Origin of the sequence: Paenalcaligenes sp. Me52, assembly GCF_050487965.1 — a bacterium.
Classification (GTDB): Bacteria; Pseudomonadota; Gammaproteobacteria; order Burkholderiales; family Burkholderiaceae_B; genus Paenalcaligenes.
In genome coordinates, this window is record NZ_JBKQFO010000001.1 from 1,899,994 (window position 1) to 1,918,816 (window position 18,823).

The following is an 18,823-nucleotide window of genomic DNA, read 5'->3' on the forward strand; positions in this document are numbered from 1 at the left end:
CGAGGAGACACCGGGATGAGTACACAGAACAGCATCAGCCAGCTTGTACAAGCGCTGAATAGCCAACAGGTAAAGGTCATTGACCTCACCCACACACTAAGCGAAAGCTTCCCTGCCCTACAATTGCCACCTGAGTTTGGCCAAACAGCAGGGTTCAGCAAACAAACCATCAGCCAATACAACGAGCAAGGCCCGGCGTGGTATTGGAACAATTTCACCTGTGGTGAGCATACCGGCACACACTTTGATGCACCTGTGCATTGGGTGTCGGGCAAAGATCAGCCACAAAACACCGTAGACACCATTCCTGCGCAAAACTTCATACGCCCTGCGGTCGTGATCGACGCATCTGCCGAAGTTGCCGCGAATGAAGACTGGGTACTGACTAGCGACTTCCTTAAAGCATGGGAAGCCAAACATGGCCGTATTCCAGAACACAGTTGGGTATTTTTACGTACCGACTGGTACAAACGTCTAGCCAAAGATCCTGCCAGCTACGTCAACATGAAAGAAGACGGCCCCCACACGCCAGGCCCTAGCCAAGAAGCAGTGGAGTGGATGCTCAAAGAACGTAACGTGCACGGTTTTGGGGTAGAAACCATCAATACCGACGCCGGACAATCTTACGCGTGGCCTATGCCCTTCCCCTGCCACACACTGATGCACGGCGCCAACCGCTACGGTCTGCAATGCATGCAAAACCTTGATCAGTTGCCTCCTACAGGAGCACTGATTATTTCTGCACCATTGAAGATTGAGGCAGGCTCAGGTAGCCCATTGCGTGTGCTCGCGTTGGTGGCAAACTAAGCGACTTTACGACTTCCCTGTTTGAGTACAGGGATTGGTGTATCGTTTAAACCCTTCGTATGTACGAAGGGTTTTTTATTTGTGATGCTGCAGTCTGAGCGATACGATATCGCGTCACCACAGTGCATCCAATCACAAAGCTATATGTCTACGCCACAACCCATGAACCCTATTGCTGAATTAACGCGCCTTGGTTGGGCTATTGAAGAACGACACGCCCAACAATTTCAGCTCCCTAAAGAAATCTCAGCTAGGCATCCTCAGTTACCTACCGCATTGCTGCACTTCCTGGGTAGCCTAGTCTCATGCGTGAACCACGCAGAAACGGCTTGGTTCTTATGCGAAGCTGACTTCCACAACACAGATGCATCCACCTTCCGGTGGAATGAGTGGGAACTGATCTCGCTAGAGTCCGCTGGTGACGACTGCGTACTGAGGTCTGCTGTTGTTTCGTTCTGGGACCGTCACTTCCCCTTTATGCTTTCAGTCTCTGATGGGTATGGCTATTACGCGATTGATACCTCCGTTGAACACTTTGGCCGTGTTGTCATGGGACTAGAGCCGGAGTTCGAGAAGGTAGACGTAGTAGCGGAATCATTTGAGCAATTTCTGGCTCAACTAACAGCTGAGAACATACAGTCCTAAAGAAAGGGCTGTAAACCTCACCACGTTCAACACAACCGGGGGACGGAGAGGAAACTTTTTTGATTTGGTGTCTCAAATCACAAAAAGCTTTCCTGCAGTCCCCCAGCGCATGCGATGAATGCAATGAGCACTAACCTGCCAACATACTCTTACGCCCACAGAGCTACTACTCGCCAGCAATTGGCTGCCATAGCTAGCACTGCGAAAAGTATTTTTTAATTTGAGACACCAAATAAAAAAACACTTTCCTCCGTTTTCCCTTCATCACTTGCCACGGTTTTTAGGGTAGTCGCTATTGAGGCTACTGCGTACTTCTGTGACAAATGAAAAAGCATGTTTGCCAATTGCTGAAGGTACATAGTTAGTCTGAAGGCTGACAATCCCGGTACTCGCTGCCTTGCTCAAAAAAACCAAGCTGTATTTTCTGATGCAACTACTGACATCACAGACACTCCTAAACCCTTGAATTAATCATCTAAAAGAAAAGGCTGTAAACCTCACCACATTCACCACAACCGGGGGACGGAGAGGAAACTTTTTTGATTTGGTGTCTCAAATCACAAAAAGTATTCCTGCAGTCCCCAGCGCGTGCGATGAATACGATGCTCATTTGTAGCACTCACCTGCCAACATATTCTTAAGCCTATAGATCTACATCCGCATAGTTACTAGGTGCCGGTAATAGACCGCCCTAGCCTTAAGCTGGTATCCCAGTCACACCTTTCTGCTTCAAGGCACACTCCCTCTCTTCTTCCCCAAAATCGACCGCCTTCCACTAATGGTTTTCCTTTATATTCTTTGGAATATGTTTACTACTAAACTATTAAGCAATAAGAAAATAATTGACCTGACTTCAGGCCATACTGGAAGAGATAAACGATGCCTACATTCGATCTTGTGGTTCGCGACGTACGTCCAGCTTCCGAGCTGATACGAGAAATCTTGTTGGAATCCGCAACCAACTCACCTCTGCCCAGTTTTGATGCTGGTGCGCACTTACAAGTACACATCCCTGACCTTAACGATCACCGCTGTTACTCGTTGATTGTCACCGCTCCCGATTACAACTGGCAAATCGCCCCCTCCTGTTATCGCTTAGGTGTGCGCCTAGAAGCGGAAAGCCGTGGTGGTTCAGCTTTCATGCACCAGTTGCAGGTAGGTGATGTGATTCAGGTTAAGGGCCCCGTCAATGATTTCCCGGTACACACTGCTGCGCAAGCTGAACCAGAATATGTGCTGATTGCTGGCGGTATTGGCATTACGCCTATTGCCAGTATGGCGTGTACGTTGCAACAGCAAAACCGCCCTTTCCGCTTGCACTACAGCGCGCGCAGTCAAGCTCAGCTGGCCTTTGCCGATAGCTTGCAACAGACGCTGGGGGACAAGTTGCTCTGCTATGTGAATGACGGCCAATCCTTAGAGTTGAATGCACTCTTCGACACGCTGAATCCTGAGCAGCATATTTATGTCTGCGGCCCACAATCCATGATTGATGCGGTTATTGAGATTTCTAAAGCGCGTAATTGGCCACGTAGCCATGTGCACTTTGAGCTATTTACGACCGCTGCGGCGCAAGCCGGCGACCAGCCCTTTGAACTTGAGCTGCGTCAGTCTGGTATGACACTGACGGTGCCTGCCGATAAAACCATCGTAGACGTACTGGAAGAAGCTGGTCTAGACCCTATGTTCGACTGCAAACGCGGCGAGTGTGGTGTCTGTACTGCCGACGTACTGGAAGGCATTCCCGACCACCGCGACTACTTCCTGAGTGATAACGAGAAAGCCAGCAATAAGGTCATACAGACCTGCATTTCCCGCTGCAAAACACCCAAACTTGTTCTTGATCTGTAATTAGCAGGTGCCATCATGACTACCTACCGCAACAACCCCGACGCCATCCGCCAACTGGTGCGTGATACTGAGGTACACAAAGACCTGTATATCAGCCCGGAAGTGTTCCAACTGGAAATGGAACAGTTATTTGCCAACACGTGGGTTTACGTTGGCCATGCTAGCCAAGTGCCTAACAAGGGCGATTACATCACTACGACTGTAGGCAATGAAGAAGTGGTGATGGTGCGCCATAACGATGACAGCATCAAAGTGCTGTACAACCGCTGCCCGCATAAAGGCGTCAAAGTGGCTGGCGAAAGCTGTGGCAACACCGGTAAGTTTTTCCGCTGCCCCTACCACGCCTGGACCTTCCGCACAGATGGCAAGCTTTTAGCTATTCCACTGAAAAAAGGCTACGAGAACACGGGCTTTGAATGCAGCGAAGCCAGCCAAGGCATGGCTCCGGTTGAAAACGTAGAGGTGTACCGCGATTTCGTGTTCTGTAGATTAAGCCCTGAAGGCGAAAGCTTTGCGGACTTCTTTGGCGAGTCCTTAAGCACCATCGACAACATGGTGGACAGATCCCCCGAAGGCAAGTTGGAAGTGGCTGGTGGCGTGATGCGCTACATGCACAACTGCAACTGGAAAATGCTGGTAGATAACCAGACTGACACCTGTCACCCCATGGTGGCACACGAGTCGTCAGCCGGTACCGCTGTCAAAGTGTGGCAAGAAGCTCCTGAAGGCACGCCTAAACCTATGGCGGTAGAACTCTTTGCGCCCTTTATGTCGCCGTATGAGTTCTTTGAGAACATGGGTATACGGGTATGGGAAAACGGCCATGGCCACACCGGTGTTAGTGATTCCATACACGCCGAATACTCTGATATTGGCGGTTACTGGGATCAAATGGTAGCAGCCTACGGCGAAGAAAAAGCCAAAGCCATTTTGGGTGATGTGCGCCATAACACCATTTACTTCCCCAACATCATGGTCAAAGGCCCCATCCAAACACTACGCGTGTTCAAACCTATTGCCGCTGACAAAACCTTGGTGGAATCGTGGACCTTCCGCTTAGTAGGTGCGCCCGACAAGCTGCTGGAACGCACGCTCATGTACAACCGCCTGATCAATGCGCCTACTTCTGTAGTGGGTCACGACGATCTGGAAATGTACGAACGCGCTCAAACTGCGCTGCAAAGCCGTGGTCGCGACTGGATGAACGTAGGACGTTTGTATGAAGACGGTGAAGAGACGCGCACCAATGTGGTGATTAATGGCACCAGTGAGCTGCAAATGCGCGCACAGTTTCGCGCTTGGCTGAAATATATGGGTCTTTAAACCCTGAATTTCCTGGTTCTTCATTCAAGGAATACGACATGACCCACATTACCCCCCAAGACCTCATTGATTTTGTTTACCAAGAAGCCGACCTGCTGGATCAGCAACACTACGACGATTGGCTCAAGTTGTTTACTGAAGATGGCTACTACTGGATGCCACTGGCGCACGGCCAAACAGACCCTGTCTTGCATGCCTCGCTGATGTATGAAGACACGCTGTTGCTGCGCATACGTATTGAGCGCCTAGCCGGACAACGTACGTTTTCTCAACAGCCTAAAAGCCGTTGCCATCATCTATTGCAACGCCCCCAAGTCGTGAACTTCGATGCACAGGCTTCCGAGCACTGCGTACGCACCGCCTTTCATTACACCGAAACACGCGGTGACGATCTGCAAATTTACGTAGGCTGGGCCACCCACCACGTGGTTGTAGATCAGGACGGTCAGTTACGCATACGCCTGAAACGCGTTGATCTGCTGAACTGTGACGCCCCCTTCGGCAATATACAGCTGTTCATGTAAGCCCCCTTGGAGCCCAATTACTCATGTCGCACACGATTTATTCTGTTTTTCAAAGCACCGCCAAACAATGGCCAAACAACGATTTCATCACTGTTCTACCTGAAACAGCAGAAATCTATGGCATTGACGCGGGCAGTCTTAGCTATACCGAGGCCTTACACCGCATAGACCAGTTGGCCGAACAATACCAGAAAGCTGGTTACGGCCAAGGCCACCGCATTGGGTTACTGCTGGAAAACCGCCCTGTGTTTCTGCTGCACTGGTTAGCGTTGAACAAATTGGGCGCATCCATTGTGCCCATCAACCCAGATCTGCGCATTGCCGAACTCAGCTACTTAGTTCAACACTCGGATATGGTGTTGGCCATTAGCTTGGCCTCTCGCGTGAATGATCTGAACGAAGCGGCTGCACAAAACAGCATTGCTCTGCCAGTGATCACGCCAGAGCAACCTTTCCCAGCCGCGAGCACGCCTGCTCGTGCAGACGGCCCATTGGGACTACATACTGAATGCGCCTTGCTCTACACATCAGGCACTACCGGCTTACCTAAAGGCTGTGTGCTGACCAATGAGTACTTTGACTACGCCGGTGACTGGTACGCCACGGTAGGTGGTTTGGCCCATTTGGAGCCCGGCAAAGAGCGTATGTTGACGCCCCTGCCACTGTTCCACATGAACGCCTTGGCAACCTCCACCATGGCCATCATCAAAACTGGCGGTTGCATCATCGTTTTAGATCGTTTCCACCCACGTAGCTGGTGGGATTCCGTCAGACTTTCTAAAGCCACCATCGTGCATTACTTGGGTGTGATGCCTGCGATTCTGATGAAGCTGCCTGCAAGCAGCGAAGACACAAACCATTGCGTGCGCTTTGGCTTTGGTGCCGGGGTAGAAAAAACCTTGCACCATCCGTTTGAAACTCGCTTTGGCTTCCCCTTATTAGAAGCCTGGGCCATGACAGAAACTGGCGCTGCCGCCTGCGTTATCGCCAACGAAGAGCCTCGTTTCATTGGCACTAGTTGCTTTGGTAAAGAAAGCGACAACGTAGACATTCTTTTGGTGGATGACAACGGCCAACCCGTGCCTAACGGCGTGAACGGTGAGTTGCTGGTGCGTCGTGCAGGCCCAAACCCACGTTTTGGTTTTTTCTCTGAATACTGGAAAGACCCTGCTGCCACCGAAGCGGCATGGGCCGATGGCTGGTTTCACACTGGCGATATCGTCATGCGTGATGAACACGGCTACCTACACTTCATTGACCGCAAACGTAACGTGATTCGTCGCAGCGGTGAAAACATTGCCGCGGTAGAAGTAGAAAACGCTTTGCAGCAACACCCTGCTATTCGCTCTATTGCCGTATCAGCCGTACCTGATTCTATACGCGGTGACGAAGTGATGGCGCTTATCATCACCCACGAAGCCCCCGCCAATCCTACAGCCTTGGCCGAAGAAATCGTGAAGTGGGCACTGACCCAACTGGCCTACTTCAAAGTGCCTGGCTATGTAGTATTTGTAGATGCCGTACCGCTGACCTCTACTAACAAAATCCAACGTGGTGAGCTTAAAGCTAAAGCCTTAGCCCTGCTACAAAGCCCCGAGTGCATTGACACCAATCACCTGAAAAAACGTCAGGAGCGATGATGAGCACTACCCGCCTGCCCTACGATGATATCGTACTGGCTTGCCCTGTCACCATTGCGTATGAGCGCTTTTCTGAACAAAGCGCACACTACTGGTTAGGCACTGCCTTACGACGCTTACTGGATGATAGTGGGCTGCAAAAAACTCAAGTTGATGGCGTGTGTGTATCCAGCTTCACGCTGGGTAACGACTCTGCCGTGGGGGTGATGCAGCACTTTCAAATGAGCCCACGCTGGCTGGATCATATCCCTATGGGTGGAGCCAGCGGCGTGGTCGCGTTGCGCCGCGCTGCACGCGCTGTGCAATGTGGTGATGCCAGTATTGTGGCTTGCATCGCTGGCGACACTAACCACCGTGAATCCTTCAAACACACGGTGAGTGCGTTCTCTCGTTTTTCTCAAGACGCCGTCTACCCCTATGGTGCCGCAGGCCCCAATGGCAGCTTCGCCTTGCTGACCAACTATTACATGCACCACTATGGCGCTACCCGCGCCGACTTTGGCAAATTGTGCGTCGCCCAACGCGACAACGCATTACGTAACCCAGATGCGTTGATGAAAAAACCGTTGACCCTAGACGACTACCTCAATGCCAGAGTGATTGCCGACCCCATACATCTGTTTGACTGCGTGATGCCTTGCGCGGGCGCAGAAGGCTACTTGGTGATGCGCCGCGAACAAGCCGAAAAATTAGGTCTGCCTTATGTACGTATTTTGGGCAGTATTGAACGGCACAATGCCTTCCACCAAGACCCCGTGCAATACCGTGGAGGTTGGGCGATGGATGTAGACGAGCTCTACAACATGGCTAGTGTCACGCCCAGCGACATCGATTTCTTAGAAACCTATGACGATTACCCCGTCATTAACGTACTGCAATTCGAGGACTTAGGCTTCTGCGCCAAAGGCGAAGGCCCACAGTTCATTCGCGATCACAGCTTCACCATAGATGGCAGCTTCCCCTTTAATACATCGGGTGGCCAGTTATCCGTAGGCCAAGCGGGTGCCGCAGGCGGTTACTTAGGCCTAGTACAAGCCATACGCCAATTAACCAACACTGCCGGTAACACGCAAGTAGAAAATGCCCGCATCGGCATGGTGTCTGGCTTTGGCATGATCAATTACGACCGTGGCATTTGTACGGCCGCGACCATTTTGCAGCGAGGATAACCATGACACAGTCGCTTCCTCCCCATGCACGCAGCACAACAGCTCTGCACCTAAACGAGATTGCTAAATCCGGCAGTTTTAGCCTGCAGGTTTGCCAAGAGTGCCACACCGTTCAGTACCCCCCTCGCGATGTATGTAGCCATTGCTTAGGCGCTGGCTTGTTGTGGCAAGCTGTGGACGCTACGGCCACTTTGGTAGCCTGCAGCACGCTGCATCACAGCAATGAGCCCTACTTCCAAGCCAAGCTGCCATGGTACATCGGCACGGCCAAATTAGATTGCGGCCCGGTGGCCATCGTGAACTTGCCGGCGTCGCTGCCTCTAGGCCAACGCCTGCGCTTAGCGCTGGAATTAGACGCCTCACAAAGTGCTGTACTCAACGCCACCCCTATTTGATAGCCCCTATTTCGTCGCGGAACTCTTATGACCACACCCCATACCGTTATCGTTACCGGCGGCAGCGCTGGTATTGGTGCAGATCTGTGTAAGCACTACTTAGCCCTAGGCTACACCGTTATCTCTATGGCACGTAAAGCACCAGACTGGAGCCATGAAAGACTGGTATCAGTGCAAGTGGATTTGTTAGATAGCCAAGCCACCCAGCAAGCCATTGAACAGATCACAGCCCAGTATGAGGTCAGCCACTTCATACATAATGCGGGCGTCATCTGGCCTAACCTGCTGGAAAACGTCAGCCTAGAAGAGCTGCAAGGGCTCACACAAATTCACCTAGGCTCAGCCATACAAATCATGCAGGCCATTTTGCCGTCCATGCGTGCTAAGCGATTTGGTCGCGTCGTACTGATGTCTTCACGAGGCGCCTTGGGCTTGCAAACCCGTACTGCTTACGCCGCCACCAAAGCCGGCATGATGGGTATGGCCAGAACCTGGGCACTGGAATTTGCAGACCAAGGTATCACCGTTAACGTCGTTGCCCCCGGCCCCATTCAAACCCCTATGTTCTATGACGTGGTGCCTTCTGGCAGCGAACGCGAACAGAACATTGCCGCCGGCATCCCCGTCAAACGCTTAGGCAGAGTAGACGACATTACCCGTGCTGTGCAGTTTTTCTCTGACCCTGAGAACAGCTTTGTGACCGGTCAAACCCTGTATGTTTGCGGTGGCGCGAGTATCGGTACGCTGACCATCTAGGGTTATTTCCTATTCACTTGAATTTATTTACCTATAAACTATATTCCTATAAATATTATATGAGGGGATGATAAACCCCTTAGAGATTGCCAAACCCAGTCCACAACGGAGACAACATGGACAACGAATTAGAGGGTATGCAAGTCAAACACTCCCCTAACGGGCCGCTACGTATGGCTGAGCGTCTACTGAATGGGGTGTGCGTCATAATCCTGACATTGATGGTGATGGTCACCACCCTTGATGTGCTAGGTCGCTATATCTTTCACGCACCTATACATGGCGCTTATGAAAGCAATGAGTTCTTATTGGCCATTCTGATCTTTTCAGCATTGCCCCACGTCACTTTGCACAATCAGCACTTAACGGTTAGTTTGCTGGATTCCGTGCTAAGCAAACGCGCCAAACAGTTCCAGCGCATGATCATTGCTCTGATCTCTGGCGGCGGGCTCGCTATTTTGAGCTACTACCTCTGGCTACATGCCATGCAGCTTGCCGACTACGGTGACCGCAGTAACGCCTTGGATATTCCCATTGCACCTGTTGCGTACCTGATTTCGGTACTGACAGGCCTTGCGTCACTTGCTGCCTTGTCGCAACTGTTCACCCGCCACCGCCAACCCTGATACACCGGACTCCATCATGCTTATTTCCTTGCTTGGACTGATCATCCTGCTGATCAGCCTGTTTGTTGGCCTACCCATCGCTTGGGGGATGCTGCTGGTAGGGACGCTGGGTTTCAGCTTCTATACCGACTTTGAAGCCGCCTACACCATGGCCGCCCAAACGGCGTTTGACACCGGCTTAAGCTACAGCTTTACCGTGCTACCGCTGTTTGTACTGATGGGTAATTTGGTGAATGCATCCGGCTTATCCCGCGACATGTATACCGCTGCTAATGCCTTTATCGGTCACCTACGTGGCGGCTTGGCGATGGCCACCATTTTGGCCTGTGGTGCTTTTAGTACGCTGTGTGGTTCCAGTATGGCAACGACTGCGGCCATGAGCCGTGTGGCCATGCCCAATATGCGTAAATTCAACTACGACGACAGACTGGCTGCTGGCAGTATTGCCGCTGGCGGTACGTTAGGCGTGCTGATTCCCCCAAGCGTGATTATGGTGGTGTACGGTATTCTGACCGAAACCGACATTGGCAAACTGTTTGCAGCAGGTGTGATCCCTGGTGCCTTAGCTATTCTGATGTACTTGCTGACTGTACTGGTTTTGACGGTCATCAATCCCAAACTGGGTATGCCGGGTGCTCGCAGCACATGGAAAGAACGTCTGCATTCTATTAAAGGTATTTTCACCATCACCGTGCTGTTTTTGGTGATTATGGGTGGTATTTATGGCGGTATTTTCACCCCTACCGAAGCCGCTGGTATTGGTGCTTTCTGTACCTTCTTGATCACCCTAAAACGACGTGGTTGGAAGCCTAAGCTGTACCTCACCGTGCTGCTGGAAGCGTCACACACTACTGCAGTGATGTTTGCGCTAGTAATTGGTGCCTTGGTGTTCAATAACTTCCTGACCGTTGCTGGTCTACCTAACCACCTGCTGGGCTTTATTAACGGCCTAGATGTATCACCACTGACCGTCATCTTTATTATCTGCCTGATCTACTTGGTACTGGGTTGCTTCTTAGAAACCATGTCCATGGTGATGCTAACCGTGCCTATTTTCTACCCTATCGTCAGCTCCTTGGGCTTCGATTTGGTGTGGTTCGGGATCATCGTGGTGGTGGCGGCTGAAATCAGTCTGATTGCTCCCCCGCTAGGCCTGAACATTTTCATGATCAAAAACGTCATGCCAGAGCTTTCGCTACGCACCATTTTCTACGGTACTGCCCCGTTTGTTCTGACTGACATTCTGCGCATGGTGCTGCTGATCTTATTGCCAGGCATGGTGCTTCTGATCCCCAACAGCATGTAGCACTACCTAGTTTGACCCTTAGTTTTTAGTTACAGCACAAGCAAACCAACCATCATTCATCTGGAGTACTTATGACACTATTAAAAAAATTAGGGCTCTGTATGGGCCTGAGCCTAAGCGCCATTGGCCTTTCCAGCAATGCTCATGCTGAAACACAAGTACTGCGCTTTTCCAACTGGCTGCCCCCAGCACACTACATCGTTACAGAGATGCTAGAGCCATGGGCAGAGAAAGTTTCTGAAGTCACCGAAGGCCGCGTCAAAATCGAATTCATCAACCCTTTGGGCAAACCACAGGCGCACTTGGATTTGGTGCGTAATGGTATTGCAGACATGGGGATGTCGGTACACAGCTATACCGCTAGCCGTTTCCCAATGATTGAGTTTGCGGAAATGCCCTTCACCACCGACAACGGTGAAATTAACTCGGTGGCTTACTGGAATACTTACAGCCAGTTCATGCTGGGTGCCAACGAGCACCGTGGCGTCAAACTAATGGGCTTGTGGACTAGCCCTGCCACCGTGATCTTCACCACCAAACCAGAAGTTAGCAACGTTTCTGACCTGTCAGGTTTGAAACTGCGTTCCCCTAGCCCACTATTTGATGCCATCGGCAAAGCCATGGGCGTTGTGACGCTGAACGCACCCGCTTCCGAGAGCTACGAAATGCTGTCGCGTGGCGTGATTGATGGCTTGTTCTTCCAGTACGACCAGATCGAGAACTTCAAGTTAGACAAACTGATCAAAAGCGCTGTAGCCGTACCTGGTGGTTTGGGTAAAAGCAGTCAGTTTATGTTCATGAACGAACGTAAATGGCAGGCATTAAGCGAAGCTGACCGTGCTGCGATTGAGCAGATCTCTGGTGAGTATATTGCGCGTGATTTTGGTGGTAAATGGCAAGCGTCTGAAGATGCCGCCATTAAAACACTGACCGACGCTGGCTTGAAAACCTACACCGTAGAAGGCGAACAATTGGCACAGTTGCGTAGCGAGTTGTCTTTCATCGAAACAGACTGGATTGCCGCTGCCGAGAAGAAAGGTATTGATGGCAAAGCCGTACTAGAGTTCTACCGCGCTCAAAGCGAAACTCTGAGCAACCAATAAGTTTTTATAGTTCCTGCGTTAGCCGACAACCATTTTGGTTGTCGGTTTTTTTTCGTTTGTAGCGTCAGAGAAAGTATGAGGCTATTGATGAGCAGCGGCGATCAGACTACGCTGTAAGAGAGATACTAGATAGATAGGCCATATTCACGATTTATGTCGGGAAACTGCGGAAAAAGGCTATGCCTTCTTACGACTCATTCCGGACATTGATTTTGCCGCTCAATTAATAGCTGGTCTCACTCCACATGAAGACCAGCTAGGTATGAACTAAAGCAAACAAAAAAGGCTCAGGAAAACAACTTGACCACTAGCTCTAACTCCAAAGATGCTCCACCTTGTTCCATCTGTTTGACGATCGGCCGATAATCATCTGCGACTCTATATTGCTTCAGTGTTGGCTTTTCTGGATCGGTGTATTCAAGAATCACTTTTTCCTTCAGTAAAGTCGGCAAAAGCTTCCCGGTAAAGACTTTGGAGCGAATATACTCTTGCTTCTGAGGATAAAAATTTCCACGTGAATGAAAAAGCTTAAATAGCTGCATTAACTGAGTGCGTATCGAAGAAAGGTTTGCACCAATCTCTTTCGCTCTATTGCTAAGGATATCTTTGATATCTGAAGTATCACAGCCCTTTCCGAAGGTATTCGGGAAGAACTTTGGTTTAATTCCGCTGCGAGGCTCCAATTTTGAAAAAGAACTTGTTGTAAATGTAGTCTCCTCGTCAAGCAGGCATTCCCAAAAGTACTCATATCGATCGAAATAGGAGTTTCGGATTTTCTTTCCACGAAAGTCGAAAATAGGCTTGGCCCGGTCCGAGCTAAAGACTCCCACAATAGAAATGCCATCAAGGTAACCATCACACTCAAACACCTGATGGAGAAGATCTGTACTCGAGGCTGTATCCAAGCCAGATGTTGACTGACTTCGCTGTAACGTTAAAAGCAACACAAAAACACCAGAGATCGCAGCTCGAATACGTCCGCTCTCTGCCCCCCCATCGTCAGGCAACATTGTTTTTAACTGCTCAATCGTTTCCAGTGCAAAGATTATTAATGCGTCGTTAAGCTTTAGTCTTGGATATGCAGCTCGCGTAAACGCATTATCAAATCCGATATAACTGCCAAGAATCTCAATCATCTCAGAGGTGAGATGGTCCAAATTCTCTTCGGAAAAATAACGAACTATGTATAGTGTCTTGAAGTATTCGTAGAAAAAATCGTACCGAAAGCTCACTGTGTTCTCAGAGCAAGCAAGAAGAGGGTGCCCTTTCAGTTTTTCGATCGTATCATCGTCAATCAAAATAGAAGTTTCATGCTGAAATAGGGCTTTGATGTCATAGAGACTAACCCGGCTCTTGACTGCAAACTCAATAAAGAAGTTGATCTGATCGTCGACACCAACGTTTGCAAGCTTTTTAATCTCTCTCTCGCATACGCTCGACACGAGAAAGTCATTTGAGACCTCCGCACTCAGGAGCTTACTCTTAACCTCGACCTTTGAATAATTACCATCTAACGCCCCTTGCCGTTGGATAAGATACACTATCATATCAAGCACATACGGTATATAGATCGACTCTTCGTTGTCAGCGTTTTCCTGGTGCAGTGCAAACTTTTCTGCCATACCCATCGCTTGCTCGACCTTTTTTTCATTCGAGGAAAACGATTTTTCAAAAAACATACGTGCTAATTGCTTGTTGAAAGGAGTTAGAGTTATCTCACTGATTCCCGCAGTATCATTTGGAGTTCTCCAGAAATTATCGCGACAAGTAATTACAACTTTTGCACGCTCAAGGTTGCTTGAGTAATTATTCGAGATGGAGTCGATGAATGAACCCACGTCAAATTTAGCGCCAAGTCGTGCAATTACTTCGTCCAACCCATCTAAAACAATAATCAAATTGCCGTTGTCCACAGTAAGTTTTAACAAATCCTTACTAAAACTCTTGGCAACCGACTCCCGTTCGCCCTGTGCCTGTGCCAAATAAAAATCGTAAAGATCATCAATCTTTTTTTCTGCCTTGGCTATGCGTACTAAGTAATCAATAATTTCGTTAGAATCAATAAATAGAAGACCAATATTCTGATTAGAATCATAGACATCATCAAGAAACTGCTTGACCATAGTAGTCTTTCCAATCCCTCCATACCCCTTAATCACCACCACTGGCGCCGCAACTGATTCATACCAACGTTTAAGGAGCATGATGGCTGAATTAGTGCCATCTACAATTTCCTTGCTAAGACTCTCTACAAATACCCTCTGGCTGTATTTCTCATATTTTTGGATATAGTCGTGGTAGAGGTGCTCAAAACCGAATTCATCAATAAAAAAAACGCGCTTAGTCTTGAAAGTTTGTGCAATATTTTCCTTACGGCGCTCAGTTTCCTTGATTGCTGGTCTCTCCGTTAGCACTATGGGGGGGTTTTTCTCATCCAGCAGTTGGTTTTTTTTCAAATATGCATAGGTCTTAGCTTGAGCGGCATGTTCGTGAATATATAGAAAATATTTTTGGCTCCCGAAAGCCTCACTGATTCGGAAGAGCTCAAAAATGATATTTTCATTCCAATCTCTATGGGATTTTGGATAGTCAACATCAAGTGCATAGCTTGCATTTCGTTCAATATATAACTGCACGGTCGTCGCAATACTACGCTGTTTAGGTGCAATATGCGGATCCACAACAGTGGTGTCTCCCTTCTCCCTAAACGTATCAAACTCCTCCTTAAGCGCTTCATATTCTCGTGGAGTGGCTATTCGTATAGAGTCCCCCCCCTGGCCTTTCCTGACTAGGATTGAACCGGGATCGAGAGTACGTGTCTTTGTGACAAGTTGAGCCTTAAGTTCGATCACTCTTTTTGGAGACGGTATCCGGAGGACAAGAACATCACCGTCATCAAGTGTGACGATTCCGATATCGAATTGAAGTAAAGGGTAATCAAGCAACTCCTCCAATCGCTCAATTATCTTTCGCCTCAATTCTCCAGTGTTCTGAAGTATTCTAATTTTCGATCTATCTACAGGGTAGACACGACGTTCTTTTTCGCAAAATCCGTATATTAGATATCGGTCATCTCCGACAAAATCTAGATAACCATTACATAGAGAGATGACATCCTTATAGAATTCACCCCACAGCTTACTTCGATCACCTGCGGCAGCATCATCTAACCAATACCACTCACGCTTGAACTCCAAGACAGGAGACTCATCCTTGGAGATAAAGAGCTCCACCTCTTCCTTATTGATCGTCATCTCATTTGTATATTTTTGGTGAGGCAAAACATCTGTTGTGCCTGCAGTGATTGATATTTACGGTTAGGTCGTTACAGAAGAAAAACCTAGACCAAAATCATATCAGATTTTCTTGCTATTTAACCCTCCATCACTGCTTGAATAAAATCAATTTTGACAACATCAATACCATATAATTTTCAATTAATTCTGTGTTATCCCTATAATTAATTATTTCGTTCCAAAATAATGGACGATTCATAGTTTTTGAAAACTTTTAGATAACATAGGTCACATCACTGCCCAATACCATATTCAAATTCCGGCGTTCCTATTACGCCACAAACCCATCAAAATTGATGTAGCTTTATCTTAAATTTATTCTTTTTTAGTGTTACTCTGCCAACCCACCGCTTAAGATTCTTAGTGTTGTTTTATTTTTATAACCCTATCTTGAACGCGCCTTACGCCACGCCTCTTGCGCCGCTGGGTTTAAAAACGTCCATGCTACAAAGCGACTTTTCTTTTGTCCTTGAGCCATTTCCACGGTCTTTACCGTAAACGCATTAGCCTTTCGCAAGGCATGCAATATACCGGGCAAATTAGACTCTTTGGATACCAAGGTACTGAACCAAAATACCTGCCTACTTACGGCCCTGCTCTCTTCTATCATGAGCCGTATAAAGGCCGCTTCACCGCCTTCGCACCACAGCTCCGTACCCTGCCCGCCGAAATTCAGCACAGTATTATTGTTTTGCTTTGGTGCCGCCTTGCCTAAGCCACGCCATTTACGAGTAGAGCCACTTAGCGCTTCTGCTCGCGACGCATGAAATGGAGGGTTGCACAACGTCAGGTCAAAGTAGTCGTTTGTGCTGAGCACGCCTTTAAATATTTGCTTCTGCGATTTTTGCTGACGTAATGTGATCGCTGTAGATAAGCCCTTATTAGCATTAATAGTTGTTCGCGCCGCTATCAGCGCATTCGCATCTATGTCTGAGCCTACAAACTGCCAGCCATATTCTGCGTGACCAATTAAGGGATAAATCGTGTTTGCGCCCACACCAATATCCAAAGCACGTACTGCAGCACCTTGGGGAATCACACCCTTATTACTGCTTGCCAGCAAATCAGCCAAATAGTGCACGTAGTCCGCACGGCCAGGTATAGGTGGGCAAAGGTAGTTCGCAGGAATATCCCAGTGCTCTATACCGTAAAAGGACTTTAATAAAGCACGGTTCAACGCTTTCACAGCCTTAGGATTAGCAAAATCAATGCTTTTATCGCCATGCGGATTCAAGGCAACAAAAGTCGCTAATTCTGGCGTGTCTTTGACCAGTGCATCAAAGTCGTAACGACCTTGATGGCGGTTACGTGGATGCAGCAAAGCCGCCGTTTTGCTAGGTGTTGAGGGTGTAGAAATGGGATTACCTGACTTTGGAGATGACATCGTGTTTCAACAGGAACCCTTATCGGTTTTCAGGGTTCGTTATGGTAAGTGGGGGCATATGGCGGACATTATAGAATTCATTTATGTTTTGGTTGCTGTTGACTCATAACTGATGCGCAGAGTGCCAGACAAGAGGAGCAATGTCCGCTTGCGCCCCTAAGCGGAAATTGGTCCATTTATGCATCATTACCAATGAGTGCGTACGTCAGCCCCTCCCTTGATGACGCGAGAACAACTGCGATCGCTGCGTCGTTGCCTGGCCTCCCGCAGTTCACTAGCTATCTGCGCGTGATGCTCCAAGTGCTTGGGATGTGGCCGCGAGGCGGTATCTGTCGGCAAAAAAATCACCTTTCCCTTAAACTTTCTGTAGTCCGTATGTTGTAAGTCATTCGCGATTTCGACCTTCATTTCTCGATTGATCCACAGCAGACCCAGATCGAAGAGAGTGTGAATATCCGCGCGCAACAATAATCCGTTGTCGCACCGGTTCGTGTTGTCGCCCCTATATGGGATAATGTGAGCCGCCTCAAGTACATTCTCTGCGGTGCAGCCCGTAACGGCACATCGCCTCTCATAGGCATTGAGCAGGGCTGCTCTGAACTTCGGTTGCCCGCGACGCAGAAAAACAGTACGCAGTTCGCGCTCACGCGCGTCTTCTTCGGATTCAATTGGTATTGTGAGTTCCTCGCCAGCTTCCAGTTCAGCGCGGTCGATCGACTCCCGGGGCGTACGCTTGCCTAGGTTCGTTAGTGCCTTGTGTGACCCGTGCGTGGCGGAACCCCGTGACTGAGGTGCCGTCCAATCTCGCGCAAAGGTCGTCGTCGTGCGCAAGAACGCTTCCAACTCATCAAGACTCATATTTGCTGCTACTGAAAACTCCAACACGGGATAGTCGTTGCCATACGCGTCCTTCAGCGTTTTGCTGATTCCTAGGCTTTTTGTCTTGCGTTTTACAAATCCAGAAAAGCGGATAACAACATGCTTCTGCCGGGCAAAGAGTTGCACATGCTTGAAGTCACGTTCTCCCTCGATCGGATCAAATCGATACTCCACGAAGTTTGTGTCTCGATTGATATAACCCTGGTAATCACCCTCGTAGCGCCCATCCATAAGTCTGATTATCCGCCTGAGATTGCGGGCCGCATCCGGGTGCTTTCGCACCCATCGCTCTGCGTTCGGACAACCCTTTACATTTACGTTTCTTTTTGGTTTCGTCATTGTTTCTCCTCGAGAAATGAACTGCCGCCCGGCGTTTCAATCCTCTTACTGTCAGGATATGGTCCTTTTTCACAACCAAGCTAGGGCATCCCAATGTTGTATATAGACTGATGATGCGATACCCACTTTCGGGAATCGGATGACCGTTTGCCGAATGGAATAGCCGTTTCAATGTCCTTGCGCTCAATCCAATAAAGGTATTTTTATGGCCAGAAACCGTCTTTTGACGACAATCCGCTCACGACTCGAAGCGGTCGTTAGTGACTCTTTCCTTTCTAAAAAACCGTTCAAGCCTCATTCACAAGATGAACTTGCGGCGTATCATTCTGATTCCAAGAAAACAAAACCAGATGCCACAAGCCTGGTGCTTTTCTCGAGGGATCAATCAACCCGTTTGCACCGCAAGCCACGAGACGATCACGAACTGTCCACGAAGGTGGTGTAGCGCCTCTAGCTACAAGCTCTTGCCATGGAGCGATGGCATCCTCAATGTTTACTCCTGCCGCAGACAACGCCAACGGATCACGAAGATCGACAATATTCTTGGCCACGACATGAAAACTGAGCACTTCTAACTTACTACTGCGATTCTGTTTGTGGGCTTGCATCGCTGCGTCTACCCCTTCACGCGACGAACTCAGATAGAGCGTGGGTTGCGTGCTACTTGAATAGCGTCCCGCACTTTGTGATCCGGATAGCGCATAAGCTCTGTATGCAGGATCAATGGCTCTATAGAAAATGCCGTCAATATTAGTAAACATTATTCACTCTCAAAAAACC

16 protein-coding genes are annotated in these 18,823 nt (G+C 48.9%); 12 read left to right on the forward strand and 4 right to left on the reverse strand.

Translation table 11 applies throughout. The features are described from left to right. Positions 1-15 precede the first annotated feature (15 nt). From ACLO87_RS08930 to ACLO87_RS08985, 12 genes are all read left to right on the forward strand, one after another. Complete coding sequence (locus ACLO87_RS08930) at positions 16-807, forward strand: cyclase family protein (RefSeq protein ID WP_430223432.1); 792 nt, start codon at positions 16-18, stop codon at positions 805-807. Between the two features lie 144 nt (positions 808-951). Continuing rightward, complete coding sequence (locus ACLO87_RS08935) at positions 952-1,452, forward strand: SMI1/KNR4 family protein (protein ID WP_430223433.1); 501 nt, start codon at positions 952-954, stop codon at positions 1,450-1,452. Between the two features lie 879 nt (positions 1,453-2,331). Next, the gene (locus tag ACLO87_RS08940) at positions 2,332-3,303 is read left to right on the forward strand and encodes a PDR/VanB family oxidoreductase (protein ID WP_430223434.1); all 972 of its coding nucleotides are present in this window, start codon (positions 2,332-2,334) and stop codon (positions 3,301-3,303) included. A gap of 15 nt (positions 3,304-3,318) precedes the next feature. Beyond that, entirely contained in the window at positions 3,319-4,626 is a 1,308-nt protein-coding gene (locus tag ACLO87_RS08945) for an aromatic ring-hydroxylating dioxygenase subunit alpha (protein ID WP_430219596.1), read from the forward strand. A gap of 38 nt (positions 4,627-4,664) precedes the next feature. Beyond that, the gene (locus ACLO87_RS08950) at positions 4,665-5,150 is read left to right on the forward strand and encodes an aromatic-ring-hydroxylating dioxygenase subunit beta (RefSeq protein WP_430223435.1); all 486 of its coding nucleotides are present in this window, start codon (positions 4,665-4,667) and stop codon (positions 5,148-5,150) included. A 23-nt stretch (positions 5,151-5,173) separates the two neighbouring features. Beyond that, on the forward strand, positions 5,174-6,790 hold the full coding sequence (locus ACLO87_RS08955) for an AMP-binding protein (protein WP_430223436.1): 1,617 nt from the start codon (positions 5,174-5,176) through the stop codon (positions 6,788-6,790). Next, positions 6,790-7,959 (forward strand): thiolase family protein, encoded by a 1,170-nt coding sequence (locus ACLO87_RS08960; RefSeq protein ID WP_430223437.1) that lies wholly within the window; start codon positions 6,790-6,792, stop codon positions 7,957-7,959. The genes ACLO87_RS08955 and ACLO87_RS08960 overlap by 1 nt, the downstream gene beginning before the upstream one ends. Before the next feature lie 2 nt (positions 7,960-7,961). Next, positions 7,962-8,354, forward strand: a complete 393-nt coding sequence (locus ACLO87_RS08965) for a Zn-ribbon domain-containing OB-fold protein (protein WP_430219592.1) — start codon at positions 7,962-7,964, stop codon at positions 8,352-8,354. Between the two features lie 27 nt (positions 8,355-8,381). After that, on the forward strand, positions 8,382-9,110 hold the full coding sequence (locus ACLO87_RS08970; protein ID WP_430223438.1) for an SDR family NAD(P)-dependent oxidoreductase: 729 nt from the start codon (positions 8,382-8,384) through the stop codon (positions 9,108-9,110). 116 nt (positions 9,111-9,226) lie between these two features. Then, on the forward strand, positions 9,227-9,736 hold the full coding sequence (locus ACLO87_RS08975; RefSeq protein WP_135865650.1) for a TRAP transporter small permease: 510 nt from the start codon (positions 9,227-9,229) through the stop codon (positions 9,734-9,736). A gap of 16 nt (positions 9,737-9,752) precedes the next feature. Next, entirely contained in the window at positions 9,753-11,042 is a 1,290-nt protein-coding gene (locus ACLO87_RS08980; RefSeq protein ID WP_430223439.1) for a TRAP transporter large permease, read from the forward strand. A gap of 71 nt (positions 11,043-11,113) precedes the next feature. Next, a complete protein-coding gene (locus tag ACLO87_RS08985) occupies positions 11,114-12,145 on the forward strand; it encodes a TRAP transporter substrate-binding protein (protein WP_430223440.1) in 1,032 nt (343 codons plus the stop codon). A gap of 287 nt (positions 12,146-12,432) precedes the next feature. On the opposite strand, the gene ACLO87_RS08990 is transcribed toward ACLO87_RS08985, so the two are convergent. From ACLO87_RS08990 to ACLO87_RS09005, 4 genes are all read right to left on the reverse strand, one after another. Continuing rightward, positions 12,433-15,399 carry a P-loop domain-containing protein gene (locus ACLO87_RS08990; RefSeq protein WP_430223441.1) on the reverse strand — a complete coding sequence of 989 codons (2,967 nt, stop codon included), beginning with the start codon at positions 15,397-15,399 and terminating at the stop codon, positions 12,433-12,435. A gap of 427 nt (positions 15,400-15,826) precedes the next feature. Beyond that, positions 15,827-16,825: a 23S rRNA (adenine(1618)-N(6))-methyltransferase RlmF gene (rlmF, locus tag ACLO87_RS08995; RefSeq protein WP_430223442.1), complete on the reverse strand. Its 999-nt coding sequence runs from the start codon at positions 16,823-16,825 to the stop codon at positions 15,827-15,829. A 186-nt stretch (positions 16,826-17,011) separates the two neighbouring features. Next, entirely contained in the window at positions 17,012-18,043 is a 1,032-nt protein-coding gene (locus ACLO87_RS09000; RefSeq protein WP_430223443.1) for an HNH endonuclease, read from the reverse strand. Between the two features lie 287 nt (positions 18,044-18,330). Continuing rightward, the gene (locus ACLO87_RS09005) at positions 18,331-18,804 is read right to left on the reverse strand and encodes an RES family NAD+ phosphorylase (protein WP_430223444.1); all 474 of its coding nucleotides are present in this window, start codon (positions 18,802-18,804) and stop codon (positions 18,331-18,333) included. Between the last annotated feature and the right edge of the window lie 19 nt (positions 18,805-18,823).